This is a genomic window from Pseudoalteromonas sp. SR44-2 (assembly GCF_014163745.1).
GTDB lineage: Bacteria > Pseudomonadota > Gammaproteobacteria > Enterobacterales > Alteromonadaceae > Pseudoalteromonas > Pseudoalteromonas distincta.
The window spans coordinates 34,217-51,752 of record NZ_JACJDW010000028.1 but is presented as its reverse complement, the minus strand read 5'-3'; the positions used below and the strand labels follow the sequence as shown (position 1 = coordinate 51,752).

General features: G+C 39.0%; 13 protein-coding genes and 1 pseudogene. 7 read left to right on the top strand and 7 right to left on the bottom strand.

Features of this window, described 5'->3' with window-relative positions; genetic code table 11:
• Window positions 1–126: 126 nt before the first annotated feature.
• Window positions 127–1,014 (top strand): annotated as a pseudogene (locus tag H5115_RS15700) (EAL domain-containing protein); the annotation flags it as partial.
• Between the two features lie 56 nt (window positions 1,015–1,070).
• The gene (locus H5115_RS15695; protein WP_182756232.1) at window positions 1,071–1,592 is read left to right on the top strand and encodes a hypothetical protein; all 522 of its coding nucleotides are present in this window, start codon (window positions 1,071–1,073) and stop codon (window positions 1,590–1,592) included.
• Window positions 1,593–1,672: 80 nt separating this feature from the next.
• Here H5115_RS15695 and H5115_RS15690 read toward each other — a convergent pair whose 3' ends face one another.
• A complete protein-coding gene (locus tag H5115_RS15690; RefSeq protein WP_165726775.1) occupies window positions 1,673–3,925 on the bottom strand; it encodes a TonB-dependent receptor in 2,253 nt (750 codons plus the stop codon).
• 285 nt (window positions 3,926–4,210) lie between these two features.
• Between H5115_RS15690 and H5115_RS15685 the strand changes: the two genes are divergently transcribed.
• From H5115_RS15685 to H5115_RS15670, 4 genes are all read left to right on the top strand, one after another.
• Window positions 4,211–5,218: a LacI family DNA-binding transcriptional regulator gene (locus H5115_RS15685; RefSeq protein ID WP_007378432.1), complete on the top strand. Its 1,008-nt coding sequence runs from the start codon at window positions 4,211–4,213 to the stop codon at window positions 5,216–5,218.
• Window positions 5,219–5,393: 175 nt separating this feature from the next.
• On the top strand, window positions 5,394–6,632 hold the full coding sequence (locus H5115_RS15680) for a sugar MFS transporter (RefSeq protein WP_024591993.1): 1,239 nt from the start codon (window positions 5,394–5,396) through the stop codon (window positions 6,630–6,632).
• A 14-nt stretch (window positions 6,633–6,646) separates the two neighbouring features.
• Window positions 6,647–8,149 carry a trehalase family glycosidase gene (locus tag H5115_RS15675; RefSeq protein ID WP_182681478.1) on the top strand — a complete coding sequence of 501 codons (1,503 nt, stop codon included), beginning with the start codon at window positions 6,647–6,649 and terminating at the stop codon, window positions 8,147–8,149.
• A 184-nt stretch (window positions 8,150–8,333) separates the two neighbouring features.
• Window positions 8,334–9,023: a LuxR C-terminal-related transcriptional regulator gene (locus H5115_RS15670; RefSeq protein WP_024595599.1), complete on the top strand. Its 690-nt coding sequence runs from the start codon at window positions 8,334–8,336 to the stop codon at window positions 9,021–9,023.
• 81 nt (window positions 9,024–9,104) lie between these two features.
• Here H5115_RS15670 and H5115_RS15665 read toward each other — a convergent pair whose 3' ends face one another.
• The 4 genes from H5115_RS15665 to H5115_RS15650 are packed head-to-tail and all read right to left on the bottom strand — an operon-like array spanning window position 9,105 to window position 12,232.
• Window positions 9,105–9,878 carry a CsgG/HfaB family protein gene (locus tag H5115_RS15665; RefSeq protein ID WP_182756231.1) on the bottom strand — a complete coding sequence of 258 codons (774 nt, stop codon included), beginning with the start codon at window positions 9,876–9,878 and terminating at the stop codon, window positions 9,105–9,107.
• Window positions 9,878–10,300, bottom strand: a complete 423-nt coding sequence (locus H5115_RS15660; protein ID WP_182756229.1) for a curli assembly protein CsgF — start codon at window positions 10,298–10,300, stop codon at window positions 9,878–9,880. The genes H5115_RS15665 and H5115_RS15660 overlap by 1 nt, the downstream gene beginning before the upstream one ends.
• Complete coding sequence (locus H5115_RS15655; RefSeq protein WP_024595596.1) at window positions 10,290–10,688, bottom strand: curli production assembly/transport protein CsgE; 399 nt, start codon at window positions 10,686–10,688, stop codon at window positions 10,290–10,292. Before H5115_RS15655 ends, H5115_RS15660 begins: the two co-directional genes overlap by 11 nt.
• A 41-nt stretch (window positions 10,689–10,729) precedes the next feature.
• Window positions 10,730–12,232, bottom strand: coding sequence for a curlin (locus H5115_RS15650; protein WP_182756227.1), 1,503 nt, complete (start codon window positions 12,230–12,232; stop codon window positions 10,730–10,732).
• A 584-nt stretch (window positions 12,233–12,816) separates the two neighbouring features.
• On the opposite strand from H5115_RS15650, the gene H5115_RS15645 reads away from it, so the two are divergent.
• Window positions 12,817–15,318 (top strand): S8 family serine peptidase, encoded by a 2,502-nt coding sequence (locus H5115_RS15645; RefSeq protein WP_182756225.1) that lies wholly within the window; start codon window positions 12,817–12,819, stop codon window positions 15,316–15,318.
• A 63-nt stretch (window positions 15,319–15,381) separates the two neighbouring features.
• Here H5115_RS15645 and puuE read toward each other — a convergent pair whose 3' ends face one another.
• Window positions 15,382–16,314, bottom strand: a complete 933-nt coding sequence (gene puuE, locus H5115_RS15640) for an allantoinase PuuE (protein ID WP_182756223.1) — start codon at window positions 16,312–16,314, stop codon at window positions 15,382–15,384.
• A 1-nt stretch (window position 16,315) separates the two neighbouring features.
• Window positions 16,316–17,533 carry a urate hydroxylase PuuD gene (locus H5115_RS15635; protein ID WP_182756221.1) on the bottom strand — a complete coding sequence of 406 codons (1,218 nt, stop codon included), beginning with the start codon at window positions 17,531–17,533 and terminating at the stop codon, window positions 16,316–16,318.
• Window positions 17,534–17,536 lie beyond the last annotated feature (3 nt).

Here is a 17,536-nt window from a genome sequence, read left to right as displayed (position 1 = left end):
TTCTAATTTGATTGCAGCAGAATACGTTGCGCGTGTTAATTTCGTCATTTTTTCACCCAAATTTGTATGCTTATTAGCATAACATTTCTTTCTTAATGGGTGGCCAAATTAACTATGCCACTACAATATTGTGTGGTAGTGCACTTACCTTGGAGTCTGTTTTTTTCTAATAACCACTTATTACTAATAATTTCGTTAATTTTAACCTGTTTAGCGGGAATATCGAGTGCGTTAATAGTTGATGCAAGAATTGCTGCACGTCGCTCTATTAATCAGCGTATTCGTAAAGGACTCAAAAAGGGATCATTTTATTGGACTTACCAGCCTATTATTTGTTTGCAAAGTGGCAAGCTGATTGGTTGCGAGGTACTTGCACGTTTTGAAGATAAGTACGGTGTTTTATTTCCAGATGAGTTTATTCCGGTTATTAGAAAAAACAATTTAACCTGGACTTTTACTGAGGCCATGATTGCCACCACAATCAAAGAGCTAACCTCTATAGAGGTATTGCCTGAAGGCTTTAAAGTGTCGCTTAATATATTTCCGTGTGATGTAGAGCTGGGTAATGTCTCGTTGTTACCACAAATTACAGAGCTTACCAATTCACGCTTTATTATTTGTTTAGAGATAACTGAAGACGAATACCTTGATACAAGCATCGCGCATGCTCATTTTAGAACCTTGGTTGAATCGGGATTTAACTTATCATTAGATGACTTTGGTACGGGTTATTCAAATTTAAGAAACTTACAAAATTTGAGCTTTCATCAACTTAAAATTGATCGTACGTTTGTTCAAGATATAACAACTGAGGGCTTAAAAGCCTCTATGATCCCGAATATTATGGAACTTGTGCATAAGTTTAATTATACCTGTGTAGCAGAAGGAATTGAAACCACTGAGCAAGAAGCCATTTTAAAAACAGCGGGTGTGCATTACGGACAAGGCTGGAAGTACGGTAAGCCCATGACTGCGTCTAAATTTAAAAATTATATAACTAGTCAGCATTTTTAGATCTCAGCTGCCATACTAAACGTATCGGTATGAAGTTTATAAATATTAGGTTTATTATGATCAAATTAACATTAAGTGCTTTTGCACTTTTACTACTTAGCGCATGTACAACACAGTACCCAAACCAGCAATTAACAGGTAAGCAGTTCCCAAGCATTAGTGGCGAAAGCTTAGAGCAAAGTTTGGTGACTATACCTAGTGATTTTAAGGAAGATAAAACACTACTGCTCATTGGGTACAAGCAAGACAGCCAGTTTGATATAGACCGTTGGTTAATTGGTTTAGATATGGCGGGCGTAACGCTCCCTACATACGAACTACCAACCATTGCCGGCATGGCACCACGTATGTTTAGCACATTTATAGACAGCGGTATGCGCAAAGGCATCCCTAAAGAATTATGGGGTGGGGTAATCACTATTTATAAAGATGGCGAGACAGTTCAAAAGTTTACAGGTAATCAAAGCCCAAATAACTCTCGTGTGGTACTTATAAATAGCAGCGGCGAAGTTTTATATTTTTATGATCGAGGTTTTTCGGTTGATGCACTTAATAAATTAAAAGCGAGTATTGAGTAATTCACTTTAGCCTTTAAATTCATTTGTTTAGGTTAATTAAAGTGAAAGGGAGCGAATGCTCCCTTTATATTGTATTTTATTTAAAACGCGTAACTTACACTAAAGCGCGTTGTACGAGGCATAATGTAACGACCATTTGGTGCATCAGCATTACGTGGATCACCTTCTGTAATGCCTTGCTCATCCGTTAAGTTATCTATTGCTACTTGAAGCTTGATGCCTTCCATTGGTTCTAATATTAAACCTAAATCAACTTTTTCGTAGCCATCGAGTGTTACAGTGTTTTCGTTATTGCCAAAGCGATCATCAACCGCTGAAAGCGTACCGTATAAAGTTGCATACATACCTTGTAGCTCAAAATCGTAACTTGGCGTTATACGTACTTGCCATTTTGGTTGGCGCTGCGACTGGTTACCATCGTTTGTTGGGCTCTCTGTAATTTCAGCATCTTGTAATGTCGTATTTAAATTAACAGAAAAACCAGAATCATGATTAAAGTTGTAATCAAGCTCTATACCGTATGCTTCGTTTGTTAAAATTTCTGCTGGTACGCCAGGTCTTCTTACAAATGTGTCGCCTTTAACTTCATTTACAAATACGGTTGCATAAAAGTCGGTTGATTCAGTAATTAATTTATAACCTAGTTCACCTTGGGTAATTTCTTTAATAAGCTTTTCGCCGCCTTCGTAAGCATCAAAGTTATCTCTAAAGTCATCAAAGTAAGGCATTTTATAACCACGGTTAACACGGGCAAACACACCCATATCATCATTAATTGAATAGTTTAACCCTGTAGTCCACGATGTTTTACTTTCATCATAGCTAACGGTTTTAGTAATAATACCGTCAAGGCCCTCATCTACACTGTATTCTACTTCGTGGTTTTCTTGACGTACGCCAACATCAAGTGTAAACGCATCAGCAAATTTGTATTCACCAGTAACATAAAACGCGTTAGTGCGCGCATCACCTGTTGAGCTTATGTCGTAGTTAAAATCACAACCATCGGTGTTTTGATTACATTCAATACCGGTTAATGCTTCGCCACCTGATTCAAGTACATGGTATGCAGTGTTACCTAAGCTCCACCAATCTTTTGCTGAAGTACTTGCAGTGTAATATCCAAAGGTTGTTGATAGGTCGCCAAATTTTTTCGAAAAAGCTAAATCATTTGTAAATGAGCTGATTTCTTTAAGTACTACCCATCGACCAAGTTGTTGGACTGGGGTATCGCTTGCGTATTCAGTGTTTGTAACTGCTCCAAATGCAGTTTGGCCGTTATCAGCAACTGCTCCAACCGTTGTTGCTGAGCCACTAGGTACTAAACCGTAGGTATTTGCATCGCCTTTGGTAATGTTAAAGCGATCTGAAAAATGCCAACCACCTTTTAGCTCTAGCTTAATACTACCGCCCGAAACATGGCCGTCCCACCCTCGGCCATCACCTAGGTCAATATCAAGTGCTTGCGCATCGGGGCCTGTAAATATTGTTGCTTGACGATTTAGCGTACCAAGTTGCGTATATTCTGCGTCAATACCATCAACATTAAGGGGTGTTGGTAAGTACCATGCACCGTGATCGTCTGTTTGGCGGGTATAAAAGTTAAGCTCACCGTTGTCTAAATCTTTAGTAATGTTGATTGTAAATTGGCTACCTTTTTCAGAAGTAAAGCCCGCATCACGAATACCCGGTGAGCTTTTTACGTAACCGCCAACCATAAAGTATAAATCGTCAGTAATTTCACCACTCATCACAGCGTCAACTCGCTGTAAGTCGTAATCAGAAGTTGTGTATTTAAATAAGCCTTCTGTTTCTTCGCCACCACGTTTTAATCTAAAATTGGTTGTTAATCCTGGTTGTCCGTTAGATAAAACAGGATTAGGTCCACCACGCAGGGCTTCTACTGTCTCAATGGTTTCATCAACACGAAACATTGATGAGTTTTCTAAAAATGACAATGTTGAAGCAGGATAAATAGGTGAGCCTTCAATACTGAGTGTTAAAAATGGGGCATCACCACCACCAGGAAAACCACGAACAAATACATTAGCGCCCGATTCACCACCTGAGCTTTCTACCCAAACACCAGGTATTGCTTTAAACAAGTCAGCGGTGCTTTTTGGAGACAGTTTAATAATTTGTTCACTATCGATATTAGTTACCGCATAGCTGGCATCAATTTTTCTAACTCCAACACCCGTAGGTGTTCCCGATACCACAATGCGCTCAACTTTCTGTTTTTCTTGTGTTTGCTCTGCTGCAAATGCGCATTGAGTGCTAAGCGCTAAAGTAATTGCACACGCTAATGTACTTTTTGCTTTATTGATTTTCATGTGTGTGATCCCGTTTTTAGTGTATTAAACAGTGTATTTCAGCAGCCTTTTTACTAAAAATCATTGTAAATAGGCTGTGTATATTGAAACCTTAGAGATAAATGCAAACGTTTGCAATATTTATTTGTAAATTATTTATGAATTTATATAGTTTATTTATTGAGCTTATTTATATGTTAAACACTTTTTAGGTCGTTGTTCGCGCCAGCAAAAAATAATAATGCTATATTGTCAGCGAGTTAGATAATTGTATTGATCAGTGGTAAGCGACTATTTAGGAAGATCATGAATAACAAAAAAATTAAATTAACTGATTTAGCGAAACTAGCAGGCGTGTCTACCTCTACAGTTTCGCGTGCGCTTAATGATAATCCGCTAATTAAGCAAGAAACCCGCGATAAACTTCAGCGCTTAGCTAAAGAGCATAATTTTAGCCTTAATACGGCTGCAAGTCGGTTGCGGACACAAAAAACCAATGTAGTTGCGGTTATAATTAACCTTGACGAACAAACAGAGCAGTCGATTAGCGATCCGTTTTTACTTAAAGTAGTGAGCGAAATTAATCTTGCACTTAATCAGCAAGGGTTAGAGCTTTTACTATCTAATTCCATCATGGCGCAAGACGATTGGGCTAATTATTTTATTAATAGCCGCCGTGCAGACGGTATTATTGTTGTAGGTCAAGGTAAAAACCAAACCAATATAGAAAATGCAGCTAACGCAGGTATTCCGCTGGTGGTATGGGGAGATCCTAAAACACCTAGCAATTACCCCATTGTAGGAAGTGACAATTACTTGGGAGGCTTGCAAGCAACAACGCATTTAATAGAGCACGGAGCTAAAAACATTGTATTTTTAGGCGACCCAGAACATGGTGAAATTAGTGAGCGTCATAGAGGGTACTCTGCCGCATTAGCATCCCATAAATTAGAGCAACATGTTGTATCTATTGATATTACAAGTAGCTCAGCGTATCAATCAATTAACCAATTACTGCGTGAAAAAGGCCTTTATTTTGATGCTATAGTGGCATGTAGTGATATGGTTGCCTTAGGTGCCATGAAAGCCTTAAAAGAGCGTTATGTAAGCATTCCTAATGATGTCGCTCTAGTAGGTTTTGATGATATTGCTATGGCCGACATTAGCCACCCTTCATTATCAACTATCCGACAAAACACACAGTACGCAGCCACGCTATTAGTACAAAAGTTGATGCAGCAACTAGCTGGTGAAAAAGTTGAATCACAAGTAATTGATATTGAACTGATTACCCGCCAATCAAGTAAAAGATAGTTTATAAATCATGTTGAGTTAATGTTAAATTTAAAATGCAAACGATTGCATTGAGGGCTATTCTAAACTAAACTCAAACCTCACTGATATAAACACACACTGTGTATGCACTCGTTATGGGCATACAATAAAGGTCGTTATAGCGTTTAAATAACGCTGTAAAGCGAGGGTAATTATGAGTAAAACAAAAGTCACACTGGCAATTGCAGCAAGTTACTTTATTTTCGCTATTTTGTTAAATAGCGTGGGCACCGTTATTTTGCAGGCAATAAATACCCTTGGGGTAAGTAAAACAGAAGCTTCAGTGCTTGAGGGGTTTAAAGATTTATCCATTGCGATAATGTCATTTGTAGTGGCTTCGTTTATTCCTCGCCTAGGCTATAAACTGGCTATGCTTGGGGCACTTACTGTTGTTGCCCTTGCTTGTGTAAGTACGGCTTTAATTAGTGACTTTTATGCGTTTAAAATTTTATTTGCCGCCATTGGTTGTGGCTTTGCTGTGGTTAAAGTGTCGGTTTACTCTATTATCGGCCAAGTGACAGATGATGCAAATAGCCACTCTTCATTATTAAACACCATTGAGGGCATTTTCATGGTTGGTGTGTTAAGTGGCTATTGGATTTTTACTGCTTTTATAGATCCAAACGATTCAACCGCGTGGCTCAACGTTTATTACTTGCTAGCAGCTCTGGCCCTAATCGTTATAGCGAGCGTAATTGCTGCGCCTATAAAGCCCGCCATTATAAGTAAAACTAAACGCTCCTGTTGGTTCGATTTTATCGCCATGCTTAAGCTAACATATCAACCGTTGGTACTCATATTTATAATTAGTGCTTTTTTATACGTATTAATTGAGCAGGGCGTAGGTACTTGGCTACCCACATTCAATAATGAAGTTTTAAAACTTCCTATAGCTATTAGTATTCAGCTGGCCAGTATTTTTGCTGCGGCACTTGCATTTGGGCGCTTAGTAGCAGGGCAAGTACTTAAACACATTCACTGGTTTGTTGTATTGAGCAGTTGTTTAATTGCGATGGCCGGCCTCATACTTATTACCCTACCGCTTACTGAGAATGTTACTGAAAATACAGTAATTAGCTTATTTGATGCACCACTTGCTGCATTTATTTTACCGTTAATTGGCTTTTTCATGGCGCCTATTTATCCGGTACTTAACTCAGTTATGCTCAGCGCTCTTGAAAAACATCGTCATGCCGCTATGACTGGCTTAATTGTAGTTTTTTCAGCACTTGGTGGAACAACAGGCTCAATAATAACTGGTTATGTATTTGAGCACTTTAGTGGCCAGCATGCGTTTTACCTTTCTTTGGTTCCCATTAGTTTGATTTTTATTAGCGTGATTTTTTTCAAAAAACGAACCGACGCTATCTCACAACACGCGACGACAGCTTAACAGTAAGGAAAGTTATGAGTTTTTTTGACAGCCAATTATTTAAAGATGTTCAAATGCAGCATGTATTTAGCGACTGTAAAACATTCGCAGATGCAATTGCGCGTGTTAATTGGCAAAGTGCATGTAAAAGCTATGAACAATTAGCGCCTTTAACTAATACGCAGCTTAGTGAGTTTGTAAACGCACACTTTATTACTTCTCCAGTGCTAGCAATGGGCACTGAGGCTGATACGTCATCGGTTAAACATTATATAGACTCGTTATGGAGTGGCCTTAGAAGAGAGGCGGATACCCCGAAGCAAGATTCATTACTAGCACTAAAGCACAGCTATATTGTGCCTGGCGGGCGCTTTCAAGAGATTTACTATTGGGATAGTTATTTTACAGCATTGGGCTTAATCGATGCAGATAAAGGTGATGTAGTTGAAGATATGCTACTTAACTTTGTAGATTTAATTAACGATTATGGTTGTATTCCAAATGGTAACCGTCGCTATTATTTATCACGCTCGCAGCCACCGGTTTTAGCACTCATGGTCGAGTTATTATGGGAACATACGCATAGCAAATCACTTAATGCGCAATGGCTTGCTATGTGTGTTGCAGCACTTGAAAAAGAATATATATTTTGGATGCAAGACGCGCAGTTGCTTTCGAGTGATTTATTGGGCTCAAAGCGGGTAGTAAGAATGCCTTGTGGTGGTGTTTTAAATCGTTATTGGGACGATGTAAGTGAGCCAAGAGCAGAGTCATTGCGTGAAGATTTAGCGCTAGCGGAAGGGTTGGCGAAGGAGAAAAAATCTGATTTTTATCGTAATATTCGCGCTGCATGTGAGTCGGGTTGGGACTTTAGTTCTCGTTGGCTTGGTGAGTCTAATTTACTAAGCTCTATTCAAACAACTGATATTGTTCCTATAGATTTAAACTGCCTTATGTATAACTTAGAGAATCAATTAAGCAAATTCTTTCAATTGCTCGGCAATAGTGAACAAGCAGAGCATTACCAATTACTTGCCAGCAATCGCAAGGCACTTATTAATGCTTACCTTTGGAATGAACCAACCGGTTTTTTTGTTGATTATAACTGCCGTACAACGACTCAATCTCCAATACTTAGTGCAGCGGCAACTACTGCTTTATTTGTTAATTTAGCCAGTAATGAGCAAGCAATCAAGGTAGCTACAATATTAGCCAATGAATTTTTAAAAAAGGGTGGCATTGTTACAACTATTACTCAAACGCCTCAGCAGTGGGATAGTCCAAATGGTTGGGCTCCACTCCAATGGCTTGCGGTAAAAGGGCTTAATAACTACGGTATTACTCAATTGAGTACACATATAATGCAAAATTGGGTAAATATGGTTGAGCAAAATTTTGCAGTAAATAAGTGCTTACTCGAAAAATACAATGTGTGCACACCAGCGGTTTTAGCCGGTGGTGGTGAATATCAAGTACAGCAGGGTTTTGGTTGGACTAATGGCGTAACGACTCGATTTTATAAATTACTAAACTACTAATCCGAACTGTTATTTATCTTACAAAATCAATTGTAAAACAAAAGTAATGTAGGTTATGTATTGATTTAATAGATTTTTATCTGTTTTAGGATGAGAAACGATAACTTTATTTTAATACCAAAATCTCATTGTAAGTTGTATTTGATTTAGGTAATGTAGTGTAAATGTTTCAAGGACGAAATTTATGCCCCATAAAAACTCAGTATTCGTAAAAACTACATTTCAATCATCTTTTCATTCACACAACTATACAGCTATTTTAAGAACACTACAGGCCTTGTTTGGTGATATTAAAATGGACGATGTTATTCCTAAAGCTGAGCAGCGTGCAAATTATGATTTGTTTTTAATAGATGGTGCTAAAAGCAAATGGCAAGATCTCATTCCCGCAGACCTGATTTGTTTAGCTAAACACCATAGTGTTGTTATCTTTAATGTTGATAAAGAAGATGTGTGCGAGCAAAACTTATTGCTTAACCATTTTAATGGTGTTTTTTATAAATCTGATGCGCCAGAAGATATTTTTAAAGGGTTAGTTCGTGTTGATACTGGCGAGCTTTGGTTTACGCGTAAAGTAATTTCAAAAGCTTTTAACGACATTTTAGCCGTGGCATCATCATTTAATAACCTACATGACGACATTGAATTAAAGCAGGACGATTACGATCATTTAACAAAGCGAGAAAAGTCCGTTATTCATTTAATTGCACAAGGTGCGAGTAACAATACAATTGCTGATAAGCTCAATATTAGCGACCACACTGTAAAAACACATTTGTACAGTGCGTTTAAAAAAACTAACTCACGTAACAGGGTAGAGCTTGCGAATTGGGCTCAGCGTTACGTTTCTGTTTTATTACCAATGGCTAAATAAATAGCATATATAATCTCAATTTCTCCCATAAAAAAGGCTACTGTTAGTAGCCTTTTTTATTTGTTATGACGGCCTGTGTAATTAGCTCACTTTTTTAGCCCATAAGCCTTTATCAATGCCTTTTGTTATAAGGTCTGTCAGTGCTTTTTCTATTGCCTGAGTTACGCAAATACTCATAGGTTCGTTGTCACTAAAGCCGGCTTCAGCTTCAGCTAGACGTTTGTAGCTTACGTATCTAAAAAAGCCTGCACGCATCTCTTGGCTTAATACTTTTTTGCTGGTGGCCACACTAAGCAACACTTGACCTGTACGAACATCCACAGCGCGTAGATAAATTGAAATAGCATCTTCACGGTAAAGCTCAGATGCGCCTATACCAAAGTATTCCATACCTAACCCACCCGTTTTCACATTGGTGTCATAGCTTATAATACCGCCCTCTAAAATGATTTTAGCTGTGGTAAGTGGAGGTAACTCAGCCTGGTTCGGGTTATCGGCTTGGCCTGCACGAATAATTTTTCGCTCAGTTAAAATGTTTTGTAAACCTTCACGCTCAACAGGTGTAAACCAATCAGATTCATGCAGTGCTTGTACGAGTATTGAATTAGCACCTTGTGTAACGGCAGTCGAAAACGAACTAACGTTAGTTTGTGGTTTGTATTGACCTGTTTGGTCTCTAAATGAGTAGACCGATACAGGAATGCTGCCAACAGGTTTTGGTAAATTTTTTAAATCTGCAAATAATTCAGTTGGTTCTAGGCTAATTGCTTTTTGCTGTGATGGTGGAATAAGCTTACCTAAACTTGTACAGCCGCTCAAACCCAGTAATGTTATTGTTATTAGTAGTTTATACATTATCCAAACCTCGGTACTTCAATGATCACAACAGAGTCATCTAATATGTTTGTTATTTTTACTGTAATAGAATCGGTTGTGCTGGTTATAACTTCAATTTGATAATCACCACTCATAAAAATTGAGTCCTGATTAAAAATACTATCTTCAATATCCTCACCAAAAGCCATATCGGTAATTTCTCTTACCATGCGGTTTAAGTAAGTGCGCTCTAAAGAGTCTTGAAATTGTTCAGCGTAACCTTTTTCGATTACCGGAGCTTTGTGCTTATTTTGAGCCTGTGCTTTGCTCAGCAGCATATTTGCATTGAGTGGATTACCACCAAAGCTTGGATTTATTGGGGTGTAAATTATTTCAGTCGCGGAAGCTGAAAAGCTTAATATTGTTATTATAAGGGCTATTTTTTTCATTTTACCATCCATCTTTAGCCATATCTGGTGTTGATGCAGCCATGTTTGAGCGAGCCATTGCATCTATTACTGTATAAACAGCTTGCTCAACACGTTCATCGAGGGGTTCTAATCTGCGACCTAAATAAGTCGCGTAAACAAGTTGGTTATTCATTATTAAAGAAAGTTGTGTACCCGCTTTTGGTATTACGGTTTCTTTTATTTCAATATTAAAACCAGCTGTTGAAGGGAGATCTCGCCAGTAGTTTGAAAATTCATAATAAAATTGATGACCAAAGCGGCTAATACTTCTATCAAGTAATAAGCCATCTATTTCTAGTTCATCCGCAGCATGAGTTGCCCCAGAAAAACATAGGAAAAGTGTGAGTAGGTAACGATTAAAGTTAATATTTTTTTTCATAATTTAAAAAGGGGAGAGGGTCGCTCTCCCCACCTCAACAATTACATTTGAGTAATTGTTGCTGCGTTTCCATCACCAATTTGGGTAACAGATACAGTGCTGTCAAAGCCAATTACTGAGCCTTCAACAATATTGTCGTTACCAATTTGAGTAACACTAAACGATACGTTTTCACCACCAACTAAAAATGCTGATTGTTCAACGCCAGTAACCCAGTTACCTTCACCTGTTTGTGAAATATCAATGTTGTGGTTATTGCCTTCAACCATCATATCAATAAGGTTTAACGTGCCACTTTGTGCAATATCAATTTGGTTATTATTACTATCTAAAATGCCAGCAAGGGTAACAATTGCTTCATTTTGAGAGCCGTCTTGAGCAATATCGATGTCATTATCGTTAGATGTAAGCGTTACATCTGGGTATGAAGATTGAACAAGTACGGCATTTTCATCGCCAGCTTGTACTAAATCAACATCATTGCCAGAGCCGTTAAAGTTAGCTAAGTGAATCGAGTTTAAATCACCTATTTGGGCTGATGTAAATTCATTGTCTGAACCAATTACACCCATGTAGGCTTCGTTTAAATCACCGTTTTGCATTGAAGTTAGTTCGTTGTTGTCACCAATTAAATCGGCTGTCATTAAGTTTTCAGCGCCAACTTGTGTTGCTGAAACCTCATTATTAGAACCTTCAAATAAGTTTGATTCAATTGTGTTAAGTGAACCTTCTTGATCTAAATCTATTTGGTTGTCGTCGCCAATTACAGTTGCAAACGTTACCGCATTAGTTAAGCCATCTTGCTCAATTTCAATTTCATTTGCATCACCAGAAATTGCACTAAATGCTACAGCATTACGATCACCTACTTGTTCAACTTCAAGCTCGTTGTCATTGCCTTGTAAACTACTTACTTTAAAGGTACTCCAATAACCGTCTTGAACTAAATCAAGAGTATTTTCGTCGCCTGTAAGCATCGTAATTTCTGCTTCATGCCATTCACCGGTTTGCAGTGAGGTAATTTCATTTGCGTTACCTTGCATATCCATGTTGTAGAACCAGTGACCACCAGTGCCTTGTTCAACATCAATGATATTATCATCACCAGTTACAATATTAATCGCTTCATTATTTACAAAAAAGCCTTGGCCAAATTGTGAAACAAATAACATATTATTATTACCAGTCACTTCAGAGATAAAACCATTAGCAACGCCATCTTGGCTGTATACTTGTAAGTTGTTGTCACCTGTGGTGATTACTTCAGCATAATTACCAAATTGGCTCTGCACAACTTCAGTTTCGTTATTATTACCGGTTGTTGTTACAAGCATGGTGTTGCTATCACCATCTTGTGTAAGTAGTGCAGTATTTTCATTAAAAGTTTGGATAAGAGTCATTGAGTTTTCAACACTTGCTACAGAAACGTTGGTAGCAAGTTCTGAGCTTGATGCTGATTTGTTGTTAGTATCTGCATAAGAAGCAAAGCTAGTACCCATTGCAATTGCAACTGCGCAGCTTAAAAGTGATTTGTTCAACTTCATTATTTTCTCCTTGAAATATTAAAACCAAACACCTTAAATTTTATAGGTTTTATAAGGTATTTGCTGTGTCAGCATGCCGTGCCGATATAATGTTTTGTGATCCGCTTGAAAAGCTCTTAAAGTAAAATTTTTCGATGTAGTTAATAATTATCACGAAACGCTTTGTCATTATTTTTAACTTACGTTTAATAACTGTTAATTATTAAGTACCTAATTACTGTATTCCTCAAATGTATTTTCTGAAATCATCATTTTTTACCAATTTTTTAATTTTTATTTTTCAGTGGGTTATGGTGCGGTTGTTGAGGTTTTTTATTAATTCAATCTAAAAGCAGTAAAAATCTCCGACCCTTTATTAGGTAAATGGCTTTGCGTGAATTTCATTAAAAGGTCTGTCTTTAGTGTTTTTTTTATACTTTAACTGGTCAAAATTGTTGGTTTTAACAACGTTTTTATTTTTTAACTTGTTAAATGATTAGTTTGGTTGTTTCCTTAGGGTATGCCATGTGATCCCTTGTACTCGAAATAGTGAAAGAACGTGCTTAGAGCATCTAAGCTAACCCAACAAAACTATGGATAGAACAATGAAAACAAAATTATCTATTATTACTCTTGCCTTACTTCCGTGCTTAGCAGCTGCAAAAGTTCCTGATGTGGGTGTAAAGCAATCTGTAACTGCTAGCAGTGATTCTATAATTGTTAAATATAAAAGTAATGCAACGAAAGAAATGCGTAAGCAGGCTCGTTCATTAGTTAAAGCTAAAATTACTGATCTAAATAAAGATGAACTTGATGACAGCTATACGTCTTTACTTTCAGGTCGCTTAGCTAAGTTTAAAGTGTCGGGAATGAGCACCAAAGACGCAATTGCGCTTTTAAAGTCTCATCAAGCTATTGAATATGTAGAGCCTGATTACCAAGTAAGCATTGCACGTACGCCAGATGATCCTCGTTTTGATGAGCTTTGGGGCTTAAATAATGATGGCCAAACGGGTGGTACAGCAGACGCTGATATTGATGCAGTAGAAGCATGGGATATTTCGACAGGTAGCCGCGATGTAGTGGTAGGTGTAATCGATACGGGTATTGATTACAGCCACAGTGATTTAGCGAGCAATATGTGGGTAAATAGCAGCGAAATACCAGGAGATGGTATTGATAATGATGGTAACGGTTTTATAGATGACGTGCATGGTATAAATGCCATTACTGACAGTGGCGACCCTATGGATGACGAAGGCCATGGTACCCACGTTTCAGGTACTATTGGCGCAAGTGGTGGCAATGGTATTGGTGTTGTAGGTGTTAACCATGAAGTATCACTTGTTGGTTGTAAGTTTTTAGATGCTGCGGGGAGTGGCTCAACATCAGACGCCATTAAGTGTATTGATTACATGGTTAGCCTTAAAAACTCAGGCGTTAACTTACGCGTATTAAATAATAGCTGGGGTGGTGGCGGTTACAGCCAAGCACTAGCAGATGCAATTGCATCAAGCGAAGCGGCGGATTTACTCTTTGTAGCCGCAGCTGGTAACGATACTATTGATAACGATGTTAACCCGCATTACCCATCTAACTACGAAAACGCAAGTGTATTATCGGTTGCAAGTACAGATCAAACCGATGGTATTTCATGGTTTTCACATTATGGTTTAACAAGCGTTGATATGGGCGCGCCGGGTAGTGCTATTTTATCTACTACACCAGGTGAGAGCTATGCATCTTACTCTGGCACATCTATGGCAACCCCTCATGTAGCAGGTGCTGCAGCGTTAGTGTTGTCAATTAATCCTGAGCTTAGCACTCAAGAGCTGAAAGATTTACTAATGAACTCTGGCGATGCAAATGCTGCGCTACAAGGTGTAACGGTTGCAGGTACTCGTCTTAATGTTAACCAAGCGCTTATTGATGCAGACCCTACACCTGGCTTTAAAATATCAGCCGATCCACTTACGCAACAAATTGAAGCAGGCCAAGCTACAAACTACACATTTACAATTGGTTCAATTGCCGAATGGGATGAAGAAGTAACGCTTGAGTTATCAACAACATTAGGCGGCGCTTATTTATCTTCGCTTACAGCGCGCCCAGGCGATGAAGTAATGCTAAATGTTGAAACCGATACTAACACTCAGTGGGGCGAATACGAGCTTACTGTAACAGCTACAGCTGGTGATATTGTTAAAGAGCAGTCAGTTAAATTAATGGTTCAACCTGTTGGTTTAAACGACTTTACTTACAGCAGTAACACAAGTGTTGATATTCCTGATAACTCGCCAGTAGGTGCAGTGTCAGTAATTAATGTTCCTGATGACTTAACAGTATTTGGCACTACTGCTGATGTAGATATTTCGCATACTTACTCAGGCGATTTAGTGGTTAAGTTAGTATCTGCTCAAGGCACACAAGTAACGCTACAAAGCAATGTGGGTGGTTCAAACGACGACATAGTTAGAAGCTTTACTTCTGAATCATTTAACGGCGAAGTTGCTACAGGCGATTGGACACTACAAGTAGAAGATACTGCCGCAGCCGATACCGGCACAATTAATGGCTGGTCATTAACGCTAAGCGCTATTGGCGAAGTTAGCCCACAACCACCACGTGCTAGTTTTGACGTTGAGACACAAGGCTTAACAGTTAACTTTATTGATTCAAGCACTGATTCAAATAACGATATTACACAGTGGAGCTGGAGCTTTGGCGATGGTGCAACATCATCTGATCAAAACCCTATGCATGTGTATGCAGTATCAGGTAATTACGATGTAGAACTAACGGTAACAGACAGTGAAGGCAATACAAGTACATCAACTCAAACGGTTGTTGTAAGTGATGTAGAGCTAGAAATTACCTTAAAACGTGCTAATAAGTCTCGCCTTGATACTATGCGTGTAGAGCTTAGTTGGGAAAGTGTTGGCGCTGAATCACTAAGTGTTTACCGTAATGGTGAGCTTGTAGATACTACTGCTGACCGAGGTCGTTACCGCGACTACGTACGTGGTGCTACATTACCATCGTACGATTACCAATTATGTGTAACTGAAAATGTATGTTCTAACATCATTACGGTTTCATTTAACTAACTACTCCTAAAGTGACTTTAAGCCCAGCATTGCTGGGCTTTTTTATGTTTTAAAAAATATAAACTATGCTTTTTTATATGGATGGGTTTTAAGCCAGTGCTCGGCTATTTGCTCACGTGTGGCAAACCAAACCTGATCATGCGAGTGAGCATATTCTAAAAACCGTGCTAATGCTTTTATTCTTCCTGGTCTGCCAATTAAGCGACAATGCAGCCCTATCGACATCATTTTAGGGGCGTTTTCACCTTCTGGGTCGCCTTCCTCGTATAGCGTATCAAAGGCATCTTTTAAATAATTATAAAATTGATCGCCTGCGTTAAAACCCTGCACGGCAGCAAAGCGCATGTCGTTTACATCAAGCGTGTAGGGCACTATTAACTGTGGTTTACCTTCTTTAATACTGTAAAAAGGTAGGTCGTCGCTGTAATCGTCGGCATCATATAAAAACGAGCCATTTTCTACCACAAGGGCTGCTGTGTTAGGGCTTGTGCGCCCTGTATACCAGCCTTTGGGCTTTTTACCTGTGAGCTTTTTAATGACATCAATGGCTTGTTGCATATGCTCGCGTTCGGTTTGCTTATCTATATTTTGATAATTAATCCAGCGCAGGCCATGGCTTGCAATTTCGTGGCCCGCTTCAACAAAGGCTTTAGCTACATCGGGGTGGCGCTCAAGGGCCATCGCCACTGCAAAAATGGTGACCGGTATATCGTATTTTTTAAATAAACGCAGTAGCCTCCACACGCCAGCGCGTGAGCCATATTCGTAAATAGACTCCATGCTGATATGGCGGTCTTCTACATGCGGAGCACTGACTATTTCTGATAAAAACGTTTCAGCGGCTGCATCGCCATGCAGTACGCAGTTTTCGCCGCCTTCTTCGTAATTTAATACCACTTGCACGGCAATACGTGCTTTATTAGGCCAATTTGCATGGGGTACATCTGTGCCATAACCAATTAAATCGCGCGGGTAGTTTTTAAATTGCTCGCTCATTTTATTGCTCCTTTTTAAGTGCCGTGAGCCAAGACCCGAGCGTTTCGCGCTCTGAGTCTGTCATTTTGGTCATATTAGCCAGTGGCATGTCTTTGGTTATTACGGCGCGGGTATGCACAAGTACTTGCGACTTTTTTACCTGTTCAATTGAATCAAGTTTAAAACCAAGTGGCGCTGTTTGAAAAAGCGCAGAGGTCGGTGTTTCACTGTGGCACTGCGTACAGTGCTTGCTGATTATGTTCCACGCTTGTACGTCGGTAATACTTGCTTGTAAATACGCGCTTTCGTCAGCATTTTTTGGTGTACTTGTATTTGGCCACGGAGCTATGGCCAACATAAGGGCAAAAAAAGCGGCAATACCACTTACAAGTACAGAGGGTTTATTAACGCCTTGGTGCTTTAAATTAAAGTAGTGGCGTATCCACATACCAATACCAAACAGCGCAATTAAAATAAGCCAGCCAAAGTTGTGGCTATAGGTATAGGGAAAGTGATTGCTAAGCATAATAAATACCACAGGTAATGTGGCGTAGTTATTATGAATAGAACACAGCTTTGCCTTTAAACCTGGCGCTGAATTAGGGATTCTACCGGCTTCTACTTCACTCACCATATAGCGCTGCCCGGGCATAATAATATGATACACATTACCCACCATACACGTGCCAATAAGCGCACCAACATGAATATACACAGCGCGGTCGCTAAATAATTGATCAACCCCAAAAGTCCACAGAGCTAATAAACCAATAACTACAGCAATAAACACTTTGCCGTTTTCGACCAGTGGGCTTTTGCACAATAAACGATAAATCCCATAGCCCAAGCCAATAAAACCAAGTGATGCGCCAATAGCTGCAAATTTACTTAGCTCACTTTTACTGTTATCAATTAAGTATACATCGGCGCCAACATAATAAAGTAAGCTAAATAACAATATACCGGTGATCCACGTTGTGTAGGCTTCCCACTTAAACCAATGCAGGGTATGGGGAATTTGTTCAGGGCCATTTTGATATTTAGCCACTTCGTAAAAGCCTCCGCCATGCACGGCCCATAAATCACCTTTTATGCCTTTATCTATTTTCCATTGCGGTGGTGTTTGTAGGTTGTTATCAAGCCATGCAAAATAAAATGAAGCGCCAATCCAGGCTATACCAGCAATAACATGAAAATAACGCAGTACTAAATGAGCAAGCTCAAATAAATAGTTTTCCATAAC